The organism is Streptomyces sp. NPDC056161, from assembly GCF_042268025.1.
Lineage (GTDB): Bacteria > Actinomycetota > Actinomycetes > Streptomycetales > Streptomycetaceae > Streptomyces.
In genome coordinates, this window is sequence record NZ_JBHJUV010000033.1 from 67,929 (window position 1) to 82,439 (window position 14,511).

Sequence of the window (14,511 nt, forward strand, 5' to 3'; positions counted from 1 at the left end):
GCCCGGTCGGAATTCAGCCGGACAGCCCGGTTGCCCCCTGCGTGTGCATGAGGGACGTGAAGTCCTGGGTGTCGCTCGCGGGGGGCTTCTGCACCGAGAGCCGCGCCCCGTAGTCGCTGTAGTAGGCGGTGCTGGTCATCGTGCCGTTCGCGGTGGTGCCCCGATCGACCTTCTTGAGCAGCAGGCCCTGGTCGTCGACCCAGATGTCGATGGTCTCCGTGGTGACGCCGGCCTGGTCGAGCTGCTTCTTCAGGTCGGCGAGCCCGCTCGCGGTGAGGCCGGAGTTCCGGGTGGCGAGGTCGGCGACGTCGACCGTCCCGGAGTAGCGCGCGGCGTTCTCACCGGAGACCTTCTCGGCACCGACCTTCCGTACGTCCCCGGAGGCCAGCAGGAGCTTCACGGACTGGTTCGGCGTGGCGTTGCGGGTCTGGTCCTTGAGGTGGGCACCGGAGGCGCCGGCGAGGTCGGCCAGGGCGTCGTAGCCGTACTTGACCCAGTGCCTGCCGCCTGCCTGCCGGGCGAACGCGTCGCCCATCCTGGCGTAGTAGGCGTCCGGCAGATAGCGGGTCTCCATCGTGGTGGAGCCGAGCTTCCGCATGGCGTCGGCGACCGTGCCGCCGGTGTAGGTGATGGTGAGCGTGCCGGTGATGCCGTCGCGCCAGCCGAGGGTGCCGTCCGCCGTCATGGACATCACGGAGCCCAGTGCGGTCGTGGAGCGGACCTTGGCCGACTCGGCCTCGGCCGTGGTTTTCTCGGCGGAGCGCAGTTCCGTCAACGGGTCGGTGTGTGCCGTGCTCCGTCCGGTCGCCTTGCCGCCCTCGTCCGAGCCTCCGGAGCCGCAGGCGGCCATCGCCGCCAGCGCGGTCACCAGGACCGCCGAGAGGGTCACGCGGCGCACGATGGTGCTGTTCATGTCATCCCACCCCTATGCGAGTCCGTATGCGCACGGTAACGCAGCGCACTGACACCCGTACGGGAAGTCGCACAAAGGCAGGGCGGGCCCCGCACCTCGGAAGGTTGCGGGGCCCGCCCTGTCGACGCGTGTGCGACGCGGCTGCCGGGGGTGAGCCTGGGCTCAGACGGCGGCCGGGTCCTCCTCGACGAGGAGGTTGCGGGTGCGGTTCGGGTCGAGCGGAATGCCGGGGCCCATCGTGGTGGTGATGGCGGCCTTCTTGATGTAGCGGCCCTTGGCGGCGGACGGCTTCAGACGGAGGATCTCCTCCAGCGCGGCGCCGTAGTTCTCCACCAGCTTGTCGTCCTCGAACGACGTCTTGCCGATGATGAAGTGCAGGTTCGAGTGCTTGTCGACGCGGAACTCGATCTTGCCGCCCTTGATGTCGGTCACGGCCTTGGTGACGTCGGGCGTGACCGTGCCGGTCTTCGGGTTGGGCATCAGACCACGCGGGCCGAGGACGCGGCCGAGGCGGCCGACCTTGCCCATGAGGTCCGGGGTGGCGACGACGGCGTCGAAGTCCAGACGGCCCTTCGACACCTCGTCGATCAGCTCGTCGGAGCCGACGATGTCGGCGCCCGCGGCACGCGCGGCCTCGGCACGGTCACCGGTCGCGAAGACCAGGACCCGGGCGGTCTTGCCGGTGCCGTGCGGGAGGTTCACGGTGCCACGGACCATCTGGTCGGCCTTGCGCGGGTCGACACCCAGACGGAAGGCGACCTCGACGGTGCCGTCGAACTTGGAGGTGGAGGTCTCCTTGGCGAGGCGGACGGCTTCGAGCGGGGCGTACAGCTTCTCCCGGTCGATCTTCTCGTCCGCAGCGCGGAGGGCCTTGCTGCGCTTGCTCACAACTGCTCCTGAGGGGTTCTTGACGGAGTCGTGGTGCGGGCCGAGCAGGCCCTGCCACGTGCGGCCCACAGGGGCCGCGGGGGTTCTACGAGGTGGAGGTTCAGCCCTCGACCGTGACGCCCATGGAACGCGCGGTGCCCGCGATGATCTTCGCGGCGGCGTCCAGGTCGTTGGCGTTGAGGTCGGGCAGCTTCGTCTGGGCGATCTCGCGGACCTGCGCCTGAGTGATCTTGGCGACCTTGGTCTTGTGCGGCTCGCCGGAGCCCTTCTCCACGCCCGCGGCCTTGAGGATCATCTTCGCGGCCGGCGGGGTCTTGGTCACGAAGGTGAAGGAACGGTCCTCGTAGACCGTGATCTCCACCGGGATGACCCAACCGCGCTGCGACTCGGTCGCGGCGTTGTAGGCCTTGCAGAACTCCATGATGTTGACGCCGTGCTGGCCCAGCGCGGGGCCGACCGGCGGGGCCGGGTTGGCCGCACCGGCCTGGATCTGGAGCTTGATCAGCCCCGTGACCTTCTTCTTCTTGGGAGGCATGTGCTCTCTCCGGGTCCTTAGTGAGAGTGTTCCGCCGTCCGATCCGGATCATCGGAGATCATCAGGATGGAGGCATACCGCACCACGATAACGGGTGACGGGGCCGGACCCAAAAACGGGACCTCGGACTCCGGAACGGCACCGTGGCCCGCGCACCGGAACGGCACCCCGGTCCGCGCAACGGAAACGCGGGCCCCCGGACCGCACCCGGCGGCCAAAGACCCGCGACACCTTCGAAGAACACCCGGGCTCCGGCCCGGCGAACACCCGGACACGGGTGGGCCCCGGGCCGGCCGGACTCAGCAGCGCTTGGAGGTGACCGCCTGCCCGCCGACCGGGTCGCCCGGCGCCCTCAGGTGGCCGACGGCCGCGGTGCACTCGCCGGCGGTGGCGGCCGGCGACGACCAGAACTCCTGGGCGTTGGTGGCCGTCCACGTCTTCTCGCCCACGACCCCGTCGCGCGCGTAGCTGTAGACGCCGATGCCGGCGTCGTAGTCCTTCACCTTGTCGCGGAAGCTCTGCCACACCCACAGGTACCCGTAGTTCCGCTTGCAACTGGGCGAGTAGAACTGCTTCACGGACGCGACGTGAGCGCCCGCGCGGTCGATGTAGGCGGTGGTGCCGATCTGGTACGCGTCGGAGCACACGCCGACGGCCGCGGCCTTGGCGCTGTTCGGGTTGCCGCTCTCCGACGGGGCGGTGGAGCGGACGCTCTGACGCTGCTTGTCCGGCGCGGGCGCGGGGCCCGTACCGGCGACGGCGGAGGCCGCCGGGACGAGGACGAAAGCGGCGGCGGCCGCGGCGATCAACGTACGACGAGCACGCATGAGGAAAACCCCCGGGTTCCCTGGATACCTGAACTGTTCCTTGAGCACGCGACGAACAGGGCAGGGCAAACCACAGCAATGCACGGTGGATCACCATCAAGAGCACCGTTCGTGCGTTTTGGTCATCAAGTCAGACTCACCGGACGCCGGAACGGTTGTGGCGCAGCACACAGTTTTTTTGCACTCCCCGGACACGGCCCGGATCACCGGTGGTTCGGGGGGAACTGAGCACGTGCGGTTCAGGGGAGCGCCATGAACACGTGCTCGACCTGGCCGTGCACTGCGGCGATGAGCACGTCCCCCTCGGAGCACACGAAAGAGCCCCTGCCCAACGGCGGACCGTTGGGCAGGGGCTCTTTCGGATGATCGTCGGTCTAGTTCTTCTGGATCTGGTCGAAGCTCAGCTCGACCGGGGTCTCCCGGCCGAAGATCTCCACCAGGCCCTTGACCTTCTTCGAGTCCGGGTTGATCTCGTTGATGGTGGCCTGGAGCGTCGCGAACGGGCCGTCGGTGACGGTGACCGAGTCGCCGACCTCGAAGTCCAGCACCTGGACCTCGACCTTGCGCTGCGGAGCGGGCTTGCCCTCGGCCTCGGCGGCCTCGCGGGCGGCCTTCTCCTCGGCCTCCGGGGCGAGCATCTTGACGATCTCGTCCAGGGTCAGCGGGTAGGGGTCGTAGGCGTTGCCGACGAAGCCCGTGACGCCGGGGGTGTTGCGGACGACGCCCCAGGACTCGTTGGTCAGGTCCATGCGGACCAGGACGTAACCCGGCAGCTTGTTCTGCTTGATCGTCTTGCGGTCGCCGTTCTTGATCTGGACGACCTCTTCCTGCGGCACCTCGGCCTGGAAGATGTAGTCCTCGACGTTCAGCGAGACGGCGCGCTGCTCCAGGTTGGTCTTCACGCGGTTCTCGTAACCGGCGTAGGTGTGGATGACGTACCACTCGCCGGGCAGCGAACGCAGTTCGTCGCGGAGTGCCGCGACGGGGTCGACCGGTTCCGCGGGCTCCTCGTCGGCGCCCTCGTCCCCCGCGGCCAGGTCCTCGGCCGCACCGTCCTCGTCGGCAACGTCCTCGTCGGCAACGTCCTCGTCGGCGACGTCCTCGTCCACGACCTGCAGGGCCGCCTCCTCGGCCGGCTCCCCCGCCTCGGCCTCGGCAGCCTCGAACTCGTCCTGCTCGTCCGCGCCCTCGACGATGTCGAGCTCGTCGTCCACCGCCTCGGCGGCATTCCCGCGAGGCTCGATGGCGTCGTTCAGGTTCGGGTCAGACACGATGGCTGCTTCTTCCTGGATACATAAGTGGAACATGCGAAAACGGGCGCCGACATCACGGCGCCCTTCGCTCTTGGCTCAGCCGAAGACGTACTTGGCGGCGTGGTCGAGCCCATAGTCAATCACGGTCACCAACGCGATCATGATGGCGACGAAGAAGATCACCACGGTGGTGTACGACGTCAGCTGGTTGCGGGTCGGCCAGACGACCTTGCGGAGTTCGGCGATGATCTGGCGGTAGAAGATCGCAAGGCGCTTCAGCGGGCCCTTCTTGCCGCGCTTGCCACCTTTGCGGGCCTTCTTGCTGGACTCCGGCACCTCGTCCTGGGCATCAGGAGTTTCGATGGAGCCCACGGCGTCCGTCATTCGTCCTCACCTGATCCCGGGTCGTGGCCGTGCCGCGCCCGGTTTGAGCCGCACGGCGTTGCAATGCTGTACGTACATGCGCACACATCCTGGCGGTGTGTGTAGCAGGGCCGGAGGGACTTGAACCCCCAACCGCTGGTTTTGGAGACCAGTGCTCTACCAATTGAGCTACGACCCTTTGGTGTCCCCCAACGTACCGCATCCGACCGACTGCTCGGTGTGCACCGGCGCGGAGGCGGCTGCCGAAGGCCAACGAGGTGAGAGTGTACGTGTTCCCGGGCCCGGCGTCGAACAGTAAGTGGCCGTCCGGACGCGCGAAACGCAAGATCGTCCTGGCCGGAGGCCGGTTCCGGACGCTTGTTCACGGGTCGGCCCCCTGCCGTTCAGTCTGTGAAACCCGCGTGCCGGGCACGTTTCCGGTCTGGAACGATGGGTTCATGAGCGCTGCAACCCCTCCCACCGAGCGCCGGGTCTCCGCCCGAGTCGGCGCGATCTCCGAGTCCGCCACCCTCGCCGTGGACGCCAAGGCCAAGGCCCTCAAGGCCGCCGGGCGTCCGGTGATCGGCTTCGGCGCCGGTGAACCCGACTTCCCGACCCCCGGCTACATCGTCGAGGCCGCGATCGAGGCCTGCAAGAACCCGAAGTACCACCGGTACACCCCGGCGGGCGGCCTGCCCGAGCTGAAGGCCGCGATCGCCGCGAAGACGCTGCGGGACTCGAAGTACGAGGTCGACCCCTCGCAGGTCCTCGTCACCAACGGCGGCAAGCAGGCCATCTACGAAGCCTTCGCCGCGATCCTGGACCCGGGCGACGAGGTGATCGTCCCGGCCCCGTACTGGACGACGTACCCGGAGTCGATCCGCCTGGCCGGCGGTGTCCCGGTGGAGGTCGTCGCCGACGAGACGACCGGCTACCGGGTGAGTGTGGAGCAGCTGGAGGCGGCACGCACGGAACGGACGAAGGTCGTCCTCTTCGTCTCCCCGTCCAACCCGACCGGCGCGGTCTACAGCGAACAGGAGACCGAGGCGATCGGCCGCTGGGCGGTCGAGCACGGTCTGTGGGTGCTGACGGACGAGATCTACGAGCACCTCGTCTACGGCGACGCCACGTTCACCTCGCTGCCCGCGATCCTGCCGGAGCTGCGCGACAAGTGCATCGTCGTCAACGGTGTCGCGAAGACGTACGCGATGACCGGCTGGCGGGTGGGCTGGGTCATCGGCCCGCGGGACGTGGTCAAGGCCGCCACGAACCTCCAGTCGCACGCCACGTCGAACGTCTCGAACGTCGCGCAGGCGGCGGCCCTCGCGGCGGTCTCCGGCGATCTCGCGGCGGTCGAGGAGATGCGCGAGGCGTTCGACCGCCGGCGCCGGACGATCGTGCGGATGCTCGGTGAGATCGACGGGGTGGTCTGCCCGGAGCCGGAGGGCGCGTTCTACGCGTACCCGTCGGTGAAGGCGCTGCTCGGCAAGGAGATCCGCGGCAAGCGCCCGCAGACCTCGGTGGAGCTGGCCGCGCTGATCCTGGAGGAGGCCGAGGTGGCGGTCGTACCGGGCGAGGCCTTCGGCACCCCGGGCTACCTGCGGCTGTCCTACGCCCTCGGTGACGAGGACCTGGTGGAGGGCGTGAGCCGGCTCCAGAAGCTGCTGGCCGAGGCCAAGGACTGAACCCACTCGGCACGAACGGGCCGCCGGGCCGCCTCTTCGCTGGGGCGGCCCGTTCATGTGTGCGGGCAAGACCACGAACGGGGAACCGACTACCGGGACGCGGGGGACGTGCGGCAGGATCCTGGAATGGAGCGTGTACGTGATGTCTCTGACCTGCCGAAGGCCCATCTCCACCTGCACTTCACCGGCTCGATGCGGCCCGCCACCCTGCTGGAGCTGGCCGACAAGCACGGCGTACGACTGCCCGAGGTGCTGTCCGACGCGCTGACCAGCGGGGAGCCGCCGAAGCTGCGGGCCACGGACGAACGCGGGTGGTTCCGCTTCCAGCGGCTGTACGACGCGGCCCGCTCCTGCCTGCGTGACCCGGAGGACATCCAGCGCCTCGTCCGGGAGGCCGCGGAGGAGGACCTGAGGGACGGCTCCGGCTGGCTGGAGATCCAGGTCGACCCGACGTCGTACGCGCCGCGCCTGGGCGGTCTGATCCCCGCTCTGGAGATCATCCTGGACTCGGTGGAGACGGCCTCGCGTGACACCGGTCTCGGCATGCGGGTACTGGTGGCCGCCAACCGTATGAAGCACCCGCTGGACGCCCGCACGCTGGCCCGGCTGGCGGTGCGGTACGCGGACCGGGGCGTGGTGGGCTTCGGCCTGTCGAACGACGAACGCCGGGGCATGGCCCGGGACTTCGACCGCGCCTTCCACATCGCGCGCGAGGGCGGCCTGCTCTCGGCCCCGCACGGCGGCGAGCTGACCGGCCCGTCCTCGGTCCGGGACTGCCTGGACGACCTGTATGCCGACCGGGTCGGGCACGGGGTGCGGGCGGCGGAGGACCCGCGGCTGCTGAAGCGGCTCGCGGACCGGGGCGTGACCTGCGAGGTGTGCCCCGCGTCGAACGTGGCGCTGGGCGTGTACACGAAGCCGGAGGACGTCCCGCTGCGCACGCTGTTCGAGGCGGGGGTGCCGATGGCGCTGGGTGCAGACGATCCGCTGCTGTTCGGCTCGCGCCTGGCCGCCCAGTACCGGCTGGCGCGGGAGCACCACGGTTTCACGGACCAGGAACTCGCCGAACTGGCCCGGCAGTCGGTCAGAGCGTCGGCGGCACCGGAGGACGTACGGACGAAGCTGCTGGCGGGCGTCGACGACTGGCTGACCCGCCCGGCCGCCTGAGACGGCCGGCCGGGGATCTTCCGGGGCCAGGGTCAGGCCGGGTGCCCGGTGGCGGCGATCCCGCCCAGCAGGGTGCGGGCCAGTCTGCGGGCGAAGTCGTCGACCGGCGGGCGCTCGCCCGTCCGGGACGCGTCGTAGGCGAACGCCCGCTGGGAGCAGGCGCCGAGCAGCAGGGACGCGGCGGCGAAGGTGTCGGCGTCGGCCCGGACCCGGCCCGCCTCCTGCTCGGCGCGCAGATAGGCGTCGAGACCCTCTATCGGCTTGTGGGGGCCGGAGCCCATCTCCCGCAGCCCGTGGTCGAACCGGGCCTTGAGCTGGGTCTCGGCGTACAGGGAAGCAGCGATCGGGAAGCTCTGCTCGTAGAAGAAGGCGGCCTGGCGGGCGATCTCGGTGAGGTTCTCCTCCAGCGTTCCCTTTCCCGGTTCGGCCGCGAGACTGCCGAGCAGGGGGGTCAGCGGGGGCAGCCGCTCGGTGAGGACGTGGACGAACAGGTCCTCCTTGCTGGCGAAGTACTTGTAGAGCGCCGCCTCGGAGCAGTCCGCCGCCTTGGCGATCTGCTTGGTCGTCGCGCGGGCCAGCCCCACGGTGAGCATCAGTTCGTGGGCGGCGTCGAGGATGCGGACGCGGGCCGGTTTCTGCTCCATGGCGCCCAAGGATGGCATGGCGGCACTCCCGGCCTTGACGAATGGGTGAGTACTTACTCACCCTAGAAGCCACTGAGGTGAGTGAACACTCACCCACCCCACCGCCGTACACCCATGCCTCACCCACCCGAAGAAGACCGAAGAAGACCGTTGAAGGCCGATGAAGGCCGTTGAAGGCCGATGAAGGCCGATGAAGGCCGATGAAGGCAGAAGAGGACCGATGAAAACCCGGAGCACCCCATGAACCTCACCGTGTTCGGCGCCACTGGCGGAATCGGCCAGGAGATCGTCCGCCAGGCGCTCTCCGCGGGCCACGGGGTCACGGCCGTGGTCCGTGACCCCGCGCGGCTGACCGTGACCGGGCCTGCCCTTCAGGTGGTCCGCGCGGACCTCACCGACCCGGAGCAGGTGCGCCCCGCCGTCGCCGGCCGGGACGCGGTGCTGTCCGGTCTGGGCGCGCGCAGCCGCAAGGACGCCGGGGTGACGACCCGCCTGACCCGTACGGTCCTGGCGGCCATGGAGGCGGCACACGTACGACGGCTGCTGCTGGTCAGTGCCGGGCCGGTCGGCCCCGCCCCGGAGAACGACAGCTTCCTCGACCGCACCGCGCGCGGCCTGGTCTCGGCCCTCCTCAAGGACGTCTACGCCGACCTGCGGGAGACGGAGGCCGAACTGGCGCGCAGCGACACGGACTGGACGTCGGTACGCCCACCGCGCCTCCAGGACAAGCCGCTCACCGGCACGTACCGCACGGTGGTCGGGGGCTTCCCGCGCGGCGGCCGCTTCATAGCACGCGCGGACGTGGCCCACGCGATGCTGACGATGACCGAGGACCCGAAGACGGTACGGCAGGGAGTGGGCGTGGCCTACTGAACCAGCACCCCACGGGGACGCGGCCCTCATGGGGGCGCGGGCCCTCATAGGGGCGCGGGGAACTGCGCGACCAGCCACAACCGCCCCGCACCCAACCAACAACACCCCACCCCTCATAAGGGCGCGGGGAACTGCGCAACCACCCGCCCCCAGCGGAGCGACAACGCGTAGCTACGGCACAGAGCTACAGCGCAGAACTACAAGCTCACGCCAACAGTCACCGGCTCGTTGACCAACGTGATCCCGAACGCCCCCCGCACCCCGGCCACGACCTCCCGGGCCAGCGCAAGCAGCTCCTCCGTACTGGCCCCACCCCGGTTGGTCAGCGCCAGCGTGTGCTTGGTGGAGATACGGGCGGCCCCGCTGCCGTACCCCTTCGTGAAGCCCGCCTTGTCGATCAGCCAGGCCGCGGAGGTCTTGATGTGCCCGTCGCCCGCGGGGTAGGCGGGCGGCTCGGCGCCGTCGCCGAGCCGCTCCTTCACGCGCGCGTGGAAGGCGGCGAACTCCGTGTCCGTGAGGATCGGGTTGGTGAAGAAGGACCCCGCCGACCAGGTGTCGTGATCCTCGGGGTCGAGGACCATGCCCTTCCCCGCACGCAGCTTCAGGACGGCCTCGCGGGCGGCGGCGAGCGGCGCCCGGCCGCCGGGCTCCACTCCCAGCGCGCGGGCCGCCTCGGCGTACCTGACCGGCGCCGACAGCCCGTCCGCGGCCTCCAGCGCGAACCGTACGCGCAGCACCACGTAGCGGTCGGGGTCGGCCTTGAAGCGGCTGTGGCGGTAGGAGAACGCGCACTCGGCGTTGGTGAGCGTGACCGTCTCCTTGACCGTGCGGTCGTAGGCGACCACCTCGGTGATGGTGGTGGAGACCTCCTGGCCGTACGCGCCGACGTTCTGGATCGGCGTCGCGCCGACGGAGCCCGGAATTCCGGCGAGGCATTCGATGCCCGCGAGGCCGGCCTCGACGGTCCGTGTGACGGTGTCGGTCCACACCTCGCCGGCCGCGGCCTCCACGCGCGTGCCGTCGAGTTCGCATCCGCGGGTGGCGATGCGCAGGGCGGTACCGTCGAAGCCCTTGTCGCCGATGACCAGGTTCGAACCGCCGCCGATCAGCAGCAGGGGGGTTCCGCTGTCGTCGGCCTCACGGACGGCGGCGACGACCTCTGCGTCGGTGGTGGCGGTGACCAGCCGGGTGGCGGGGCCACCCAGCCGGAAGGTGGTCAGCGGGGCGAGGGGGGCGTCGTGGAGTTCCTGCACGCGCCCAAGACTACGAGACGTAAGGGGCTCACTCTTCGGCGGAACACCCCTTGCCCCGGCCCGGCTCAGGCCAGCCGTACGACCGCCCGGGACATGCCCAGCACCTTCTGGCCGCCGCTGGTGGCCGTCAGGTCCACCCGTACCGTGTTGTCGTCGAGCTTGGCGGCGATCTTGCCGCCGACCTCGATCACGGCGCCCGTGTCGTCGTTCGGCACGACGACGGGCTTGGTGAAGCGGACGCCGTACTCGACGACCGCGCCCGGGTCACCGGTCCAGTCGGTGACCACCCGGATCGCCTCGGCCATGGTGAACATGCCGTGCGCGATGACGTCCGGCAGGCCCACCTCCTTGGCGAACTTCTCGTTCCAGTGGATCGGGTTGAAGTCACCGGAGGCGCCCGCGTACCGCACGAGCGTCTCGCGGGTCACCGAAAAGGTCTGCGCCGGCAGTTCGGTGCCGACTTCCACGTCGTCGTAAGCGATCTTCGCCGTCATCTCTCAGCTCTCCTCGGCCGCGCGCGCCACGAGCTTCGTCCAGGCCGTCACGACGTGCTCGCCCGCCTCGTCGTGGACCTCGCCGCGGATGTCCAGGATGTCGTTCCCGGCCATGGACTTGATGGCCTCGATGGTCGACGTGACCTGGAGCCGGTCGCCCGCGCGCACCGGCCGGGTGTACGCGAACTTCTGGTCTCCGTGCACCACTCGGCTGTAGTCGAGGCCGAGCTGTGGGTCCTGGACGACCTGTCCGGCGGCCCGGAAGGTGATCGAGAAGACGAAGGTCGGCGGCGCGATCACCTCGCAGTGGCCGAGTTCCTTGGCGGCATCCGGGTCGCGGTAGGCCGGATGGGGGTCCCCGATCGCGTCGGCGAACTCGCGGATCTTCTCCCGGCCCACCTCGTAGGGCTCGGTGGACGGATAGCTCCGCCCCACGAAGGACTGGTCGAGCGCCATGACCCGGCACCTCCTGATGTCAGCTGCGATTGCCCACAAATTAGCTGGTCCCCTCGGCGAAAACGCCGCGAGGCCACCCCCGGCTGAGGGGGCGGCCTCGCGTACGAGCCAGATGGGTCAGCGCGTCTCGCGGTGCGCGGTGTGCGCGTTGCAACGCGGGCAATGCTTCTTCATCTCAAGACGGTCCGGGTTGTTACGCCGGTTCTTCTTGGTGATGTAGTTCCGCTCCTTGCACTCCACGCAGGCCAGCGTGATCTTCGGGCGGACGTCGGTGGCAGCCACGTGAGTGCTCCTATGACGAACGGATGGAATGTTTCAAACGCAAGAAAGAGTAGCCGATCGAAGGACCGACCCCGCAATCGGCTACTGTCAGTAGCGGTGACCGGACTTGAACCGGTGACACAGCGATTATGAGCCGCTTGCTCTACCGACTGAGCTACACCGCTGTGATGCGATCGGATCCCGTCTCGCGACGGTTTCTTCTCACACCAGAGCCCCAAAACGGAATCGAACCGTTGACCTTCTCCTTACCATGGAGACGCTCTGCCGACTGAGCTATTGGGGCGAGCGATGAAGACATTACACGCTCGGCCGCCGTTCACCCAAATCCGTTTCGTACCGCCCGCGAAGGCGTCTTCGGCCCGTGTCCCGGCAGTCCCGTACGCCCCTCCACCCGCCTTTCGCGCGTGCTCCACAGGCCCCCAGGAACGTTCCCGGCCGCGCTCCACGCGCGCGTGAGGGACCCGGCGGGCCACACCGCCGATACGCCGGCGGACCACACCGGTACGACTATTGCGCTCCTCCCCGCCCCGCGCGGCCCGCCATCCTAGGCTCGACTCACTCTGCGTGATCTTGAGTCCCCCTCAGTCGCCTCGCGCAGCCCGAGCCGCAGTCACGAGCCCCTGGACCCCGATGCCCGACAGCCAGCCGCAGCCGCCCCCACCGCCGTCGAACCCGCCGGGCTCCTCGGGCCACTCCGACGGGGCGCTCGTCCTGTGCGGGGCGCGGCTCACCGACGGCCGCACCGTGGACGTGCGGCTGGACGGCGGGCGCATCGAGGCGGTCGGCACGGCCGGCAGCCTGGCACCGGGCCCGGCCCGCTCCGGTGCCGCCCGTATCGACCTCGGCGGCTACCTGCTCCTGCCGGCCCCGGCGGAGCCGCACGCCCACGCCGACACCGCACTCTCCGCCGACCGCGGCGGCCCCGTCTCGTACGAGACCGAGGACGTCCAGCGCCGCGCCACCGAGGCCGCCCTGCTGCAACTCGGACACGGGGCGACGGCACTGCGCGCGCACGTGCGCGTGGGCGACGTCCAGGGGCTGGGCGCGCTCGGCGCCGTACTCCAGGCGCGGCGCTCGCTGAACGGGCTCGCGGACCTGACCGCGGTGGCGGTACCGCGGCTGCTGACCGGGGCGGCCGGGGCCGACGGGCTGGCGATGCTGCGGGACGCGGTGAAGATGGGCGCCACCGTGGTCGGCGGCTGCCCCGATCTCGACCCCGACCCCACGGGCTACGTCGAGACGCTCCTGGAGGTGGCCTCCGAGCACGGCTGCCCCGTCGACCTGCACACGGACGCCGCCGACCCGGCCCGGCTCGCCCGGCTCGCGGCGATGGCGGGCGGGCTGCGCCCCGGTGTGACCCTCGGTCCGTGCGGCGCGCTGTCCCGGCTGGCGACCGAGGCCGCCGCCCGCGTCGCGGACCGGCTCGCGGCGGCCGGGGTGGCCGTGGTCTGCCTGCCGCAGGGCGGCTGCGGCAGCGTCGAGCGGCGGGGTACGGCTCCGGTGCGGCTGCTGCGCGCCGCCGGGATCCGGGTCGCGGCCGGGAGCGGGGCCCTGCGGGACGTGTCCAACCCGGTCGGCCGCGGCGACCCGTTGGAGGCCGCCTACCTGCTGGCCTCGTGCCACGGGCTGCACCCCGAGGACGCGTACGACGCCGTGAGCGGCTCGGCCCGCGCCGTCCTCGGACTTCCGGAGGTCCGGGTGGAGGCCGGCTTCCCCGCGGAACTGCTCGCCGTGCGCGGTCATCAGCTGGCCGGCGCGCTCTCCCTCTCGTACAGCCGGATCGTGGTGCACCGGGGGCGCGTGGTGGCGCGCACCAGCGCGGTGCGGGAGTACTGCAACTCGGCGGTCGCCGCGGAGCTGGGGCTGCCGCGTCAGGGGCGGGGCGAGTTGTCGTGAAGCGGGGCGCGTGACGGCGTGCACGCGCGCGTGCGTGCGTTCGCGTACGTCCGCGGTCGTTCGCGTGTGGCCGCGGACGTACGGGGTCGTTGGGGTCGTTCGAGGTCGTTCGAGGTCGTTCGAGGTCGTTCGGGGTCGTTCCGGGAGCGCGTGGTGGCCTGCGGGCAGGAGGTGCGCGCGCTCCGCGGAGTCGGCCGGTGCGCGGCTCGCGGCGCCGGGGCCGAAGTCGTGCGGCAGAAGCGGTGCTTCGGGCGTACGGTCGGAAACATGCGCATTGTCATTGCTGGTGGTCATGGTCAGATCGCGTTGCGGCTCGAACGGCTCCTCTCCGCGCGCGGGGACGAGGTCGCGGGGATCATCCGCAACGCCGAGCAGGGAGACGATCTGCGGGACGCCGGTGCCGAACCGGTCGTCCTCGACCTGGAGTCGGCCTCGGTCGAGGAGGTCGCGGCGCAGTTGCGGGACGCGGACGCCGCCGTGTTCGCGGCGGGCGCGGGCCCGGGCAGCGGCGCCGCCCGCAAGGACACGGTGGACAGGGACGCGGCGGTGCTGTTCGCGGACGCGGCCGTCCGGGCGGGCGTACGCCGGTTCGTGGTCGTCTCCTCGATGGGCGCGGACCCGGCGCACCAGGGCGACGACGTCTTCGACGTGTACCAGCGGGCCAAGGGCGCGGCCGACGCGTACGTGACCGGTCTGGACGCGCTGGACTGGACGATCCTGCGTCCCGGCGCCCTGACGAACGAGCGCGGCAACGGCCTCGTACGCCTGGAGGCGCGCACCGGGCGCGGCTCGGTCCCGCGCGCGGACGTGGCCGCCGTACTCGCGGAGTTGGTGGAGAGCCGGGCGACGGCCGGTCTGACGCTTGAGCTGATCAGCGGGTCGGTGCCGGTGTCGGTCGCGGTGAAGTCGGTGGCGGGGAACTGAGGCGGTCCGCGGTCCGTTGGAACTGTCGACCGGTCGGAACCGCCCGTCCGCCCAACCG

The 14,511-nt window shown here is 70.5% G+C and carries 16 protein-coding genes and 3 tRNA genes; 5 read left to right on the plus strand and 14 right to left on the minus strand.

Going from position 1 to position 14,511, the window contains the following annotated elements; translation table 11 throughout:
- Positions 1-13: 13 nt before the first annotated feature.
- The 7 genes from ACFC09_RS27885 to ACFC09_RS27915 form a co-directional block, all read right to left on the minus strand.
- On the minus strand, positions 14-913 hold the full coding sequence (locus ACFC09_RS27885; RefSeq protein ID WP_376533076.1) for a hypothetical protein: 900 nt from the start codon (positions 911-913) through the stop codon (positions 14-16).
- A 162-nt stretch (positions 914-1,075) separates the two neighbouring features.
- Positions 1,076-1,801 carry a 50S ribosomal protein L1 gene (rplA, locus tag ACFC09_RS27890; protein WP_376533077.1) on the minus strand — a complete coding sequence of 242 codons (726 nt, stop codon included), beginning with the start codon at positions 1,799-1,801 and terminating at the stop codon, positions 1,076-1,078.
- Positions 1,802-1,901: 100 nt separating this feature from the next.
- A complete protein-coding gene (gene rplK / locus ACFC09_RS27895) occupies positions 1,902-2,336 on the minus strand; it encodes a 50S ribosomal protein L11 (RefSeq protein ID WP_376533078.1) in 435 nt (144 codons plus the stop codon).
- 299 nt (positions 2,337-2,635) lie between these two features.
- Entirely contained in the window at positions 2,636-3,163 is a 528-nt protein-coding gene (locus ACFC09_RS27900) for a hypothetical protein (protein ID WP_376533079.1), read from the minus strand.
- 374 nt (positions 3,164-3,537) lie between these two features.
- On the minus strand, positions 3,538-4,434 hold the full coding sequence (nusG, locus tag ACFC09_RS27905; protein ID WP_376533080.1) for a transcription termination/antitermination protein NusG: 897 nt from the start codon (positions 4,432-4,434) through the stop codon (positions 3,538-3,540).
- 78 nt (positions 4,435-4,512) lie between these two features.
- Positions 4,513-4,800 (minus strand): preprotein translocase subunit SecE, encoded by a 288-nt coding sequence (gene secE, locus ACFC09_RS27910; protein WP_376533081.1) that lies wholly within the window; start codon positions 4,798-4,800, stop codon positions 4,513-4,515.
- Positions 4,801-4,905: 105 nt separating this feature from the next.
- Positions 4,906-4,978: transfer RNA gene (locus tag ACFC09_RS27915), tRNA-Trp, on the minus strand.
- A 259-nt stretch (positions 4,979-5,237) separates the two neighbouring features.
- On the opposite strand from ACFC09_RS27915, the gene ACFC09_RS27920 reads away from it, so the two are divergent.
- Positions 5,238-6,464: a pyridoxal phosphate-dependent aminotransferase gene (locus tag ACFC09_RS27920; protein ID WP_376533082.1), complete on the plus strand. Its 1,227-nt coding sequence runs from the start codon at positions 5,238-5,240 to the stop codon at positions 6,462-6,464.
- A gap of 126 nt (positions 6,465-6,590) precedes the next feature.
- Positions 6,591-7,631, plus strand: coding sequence for an adenosine deaminase (locus ACFC09_RS27925; RefSeq protein WP_376533083.1), 1,041 nt, complete (start codon positions 6,591-6,593; stop codon positions 7,629-7,631).
- Positions 7,632-7,663: 32 nt separating this feature from the next.
- Here the strand turns inward: ACFC09_RS27925 and ACFC09_RS27930 are convergent, their stop codons facing one another.
- Positions 7,664-8,275 carry a TetR/AcrR family transcriptional regulator gene (locus tag ACFC09_RS27930; RefSeq protein WP_376533116.1) on the minus strand — a complete coding sequence of 204 codons (612 nt, stop codon included), beginning with the start codon at positions 8,273-8,275 and terminating at the stop codon, positions 7,664-7,666.
- Between the two features lie 240 nt (positions 8,276-8,515).
- Here ACFC09_RS27930 and ACFC09_RS27935 point away from each other — a divergent pair, with 240 nt between their 5' ends.
- Positions 8,516-9,148 carry an NAD(P)-dependent oxidoreductase gene (locus ACFC09_RS27935; RefSeq protein ID WP_376533084.1) on the plus strand — a complete coding sequence of 211 codons (633 nt, stop codon included), beginning with the start codon at positions 8,516-8,518 and terminating at the stop codon, positions 9,146-9,148.
- Between the two features lie 197 nt (positions 9,149-9,345).
- On the opposite strand, the gene ACFC09_RS27940 is transcribed toward ACFC09_RS27935, so the two are convergent.
- The 6 genes from ACFC09_RS27940 to ACFC09_RS27965 form a co-directional block, all read right to left on the minus strand.
- On the minus strand, positions 9,346-10,401 hold the full coding sequence (locus ACFC09_RS27940; protein ID WP_376533085.1) for a UDP-N-acetylmuramate dehydrogenase: 1,056 nt from the start codon (positions 10,399-10,401) through the stop codon (positions 9,346-9,348).
- 65 nt (positions 10,402-10,466) lie between these two features.
- The gene (locus ACFC09_RS27945) at positions 10,467-10,895 is read right to left on the minus strand and encodes a MaoC family dehydratase (protein ID WP_376533086.1); all 429 of its coding nucleotides are present in this window, start codon (positions 10,893-10,895) and stop codon (positions 10,467-10,469) included.
- Positions 10,896-10,898: 3 nt separating this feature from the next.
- Positions 10,899-11,351: a MaoC family dehydratase N-terminal domain-containing protein gene (locus ACFC09_RS27950; protein ID WP_376533087.1), complete on the minus strand. Its 453-nt coding sequence runs from the start codon at positions 11,349-11,351 to the stop codon at positions 10,899-10,901.
- A 117-nt stretch (positions 11,352-11,468) separates the two neighbouring features.
- Positions 11,469-11,633, minus strand: coding sequence for a 50S ribosomal protein L33 (gene rpmG / locus ACFC09_RS27955; RefSeq protein ID WP_003948671.1), 165 nt, complete (start codon positions 11,631-11,633; stop codon positions 11,469-11,471).
- A 91-nt stretch (positions 11,634-11,724) separates the two neighbouring features.
- Positions 11,725-11,797, minus strand: a tRNA-Met gene (locus ACFC09_RS27960).
- A gap of 46 nt (positions 11,798-11,843) precedes the next feature.
- Positions 11,844-11,916: transfer RNA gene (locus ACFC09_RS27965), tRNA-Thr, on the minus strand.
- A 347-nt stretch (positions 11,917-12,263) separates the two neighbouring features.
- Here ACFC09_RS27965 and ACFC09_RS27970 point away from each other — a divergent pair.
- On the plus strand, positions 12,264-13,529 hold the full coding sequence (locus tag ACFC09_RS27970) for an amidohydrolase family protein (RefSeq protein WP_376533088.1): 1,266 nt from the start codon (positions 12,264-12,266) through the stop codon (positions 13,527-13,529).
- 267 nt (positions 13,530-13,796) lie between these two features.
- Entirely contained in the window at positions 13,797-14,453 is a 657-nt protein-coding gene (locus tag ACFC09_RS27975; RefSeq protein ID WP_376533089.1) for an NAD(P)H-binding protein, read from the plus strand.
- Positions 14,454-14,511: the final 58 nt, after the last annotated feature.

Excerpts from the sequence above, each read along its gene's own strand:
- ACFC09_RS27935 (WP_376533084.1), top strand. The coding sequence starts at position 8,516 with ATGAACCTCACCGTGTTCGGCGCCACTGGCGGAATCGGCCAGGAGATC.
- ACFC09_RS27950 (WP_376533087.1), bottom strand. The coding sequence starts at position 11,351 with ATGGCGCTCGACCAGTCCTTCGTGGGGCGGAGCTATCCGTCCACCGAG.
- ACFC09_RS27970 (WP_376533088.1), top strand. The coding sequence starts at position 12,264 with ATGCCCGACAGCCAGCCGCAGCCGCCCCCACCGCCGTCGAACCCGCCG.
- ACFC09_RS27900 (WP_376533079.1), bottom strand. The coding sequence starts at position 3,163 with ATGCGTGCTCGTCGTACGTTGATCGCCGCGGCCGCCGCCGCTTTCGTC.
- ACFC09_RS27945 (WP_376533086.1), bottom strand. The coding sequence starts at position 10,895 with ATGACGGCGAAGATCGCTTACGACGACGTGGAAGTCGGCACCGAACTG.
- ACFC09_RS27930 (WP_376533116.1), bottom strand. The coding sequence starts at position 8,275 with ATGGAGCAGAAACCGGCCCGCGTCCGCATCCTCGACGCCGCCCACGAA.
- ACFC09_RS27920 (WP_376533082.1), top strand. The coding sequence starts at position 5,238 with ATGAGCGCTGCAACCCCTCCCACCGAGCGCCGGGTCTCCGCCCGAGTC.
- secE (WP_376533081.1), bottom strand. The coding sequence starts at position 4,800 with ATGACGGACGCCGTGGGCTCCATCGAAACTCCTGATGCCCAGGACGAG.
- ACFC09_RS27885 (WP_376533076.1), bottom strand. The coding sequence starts at position 913 with ATGAACAGCACCATCGTGCGCCGCGTGACCCTCTCGGCGGTCCTGGTG.
- rplK (WP_376533078.1), bottom strand. The coding sequence starts at position 2,336 with ATGCCTCCCAAGAAGAAGAAGGTCACGGGGCTGATCAAGCTCCAGATC.
- ACFC09_RS27925 (WP_376533083.1), top strand. The coding sequence starts at position 6,591 with ATGGAGCGTGTACGTGATGTCTCTGACCTGCCGAAGGCCCATCTCCAC.
- ACFC09_RS27975 (WP_376533089.1), top strand. The coding sequence starts at position 13,797 with ATGCGCATTGTCATTGCTGGTGGTCATGGTCAGATCGCGTTGCGGCTC.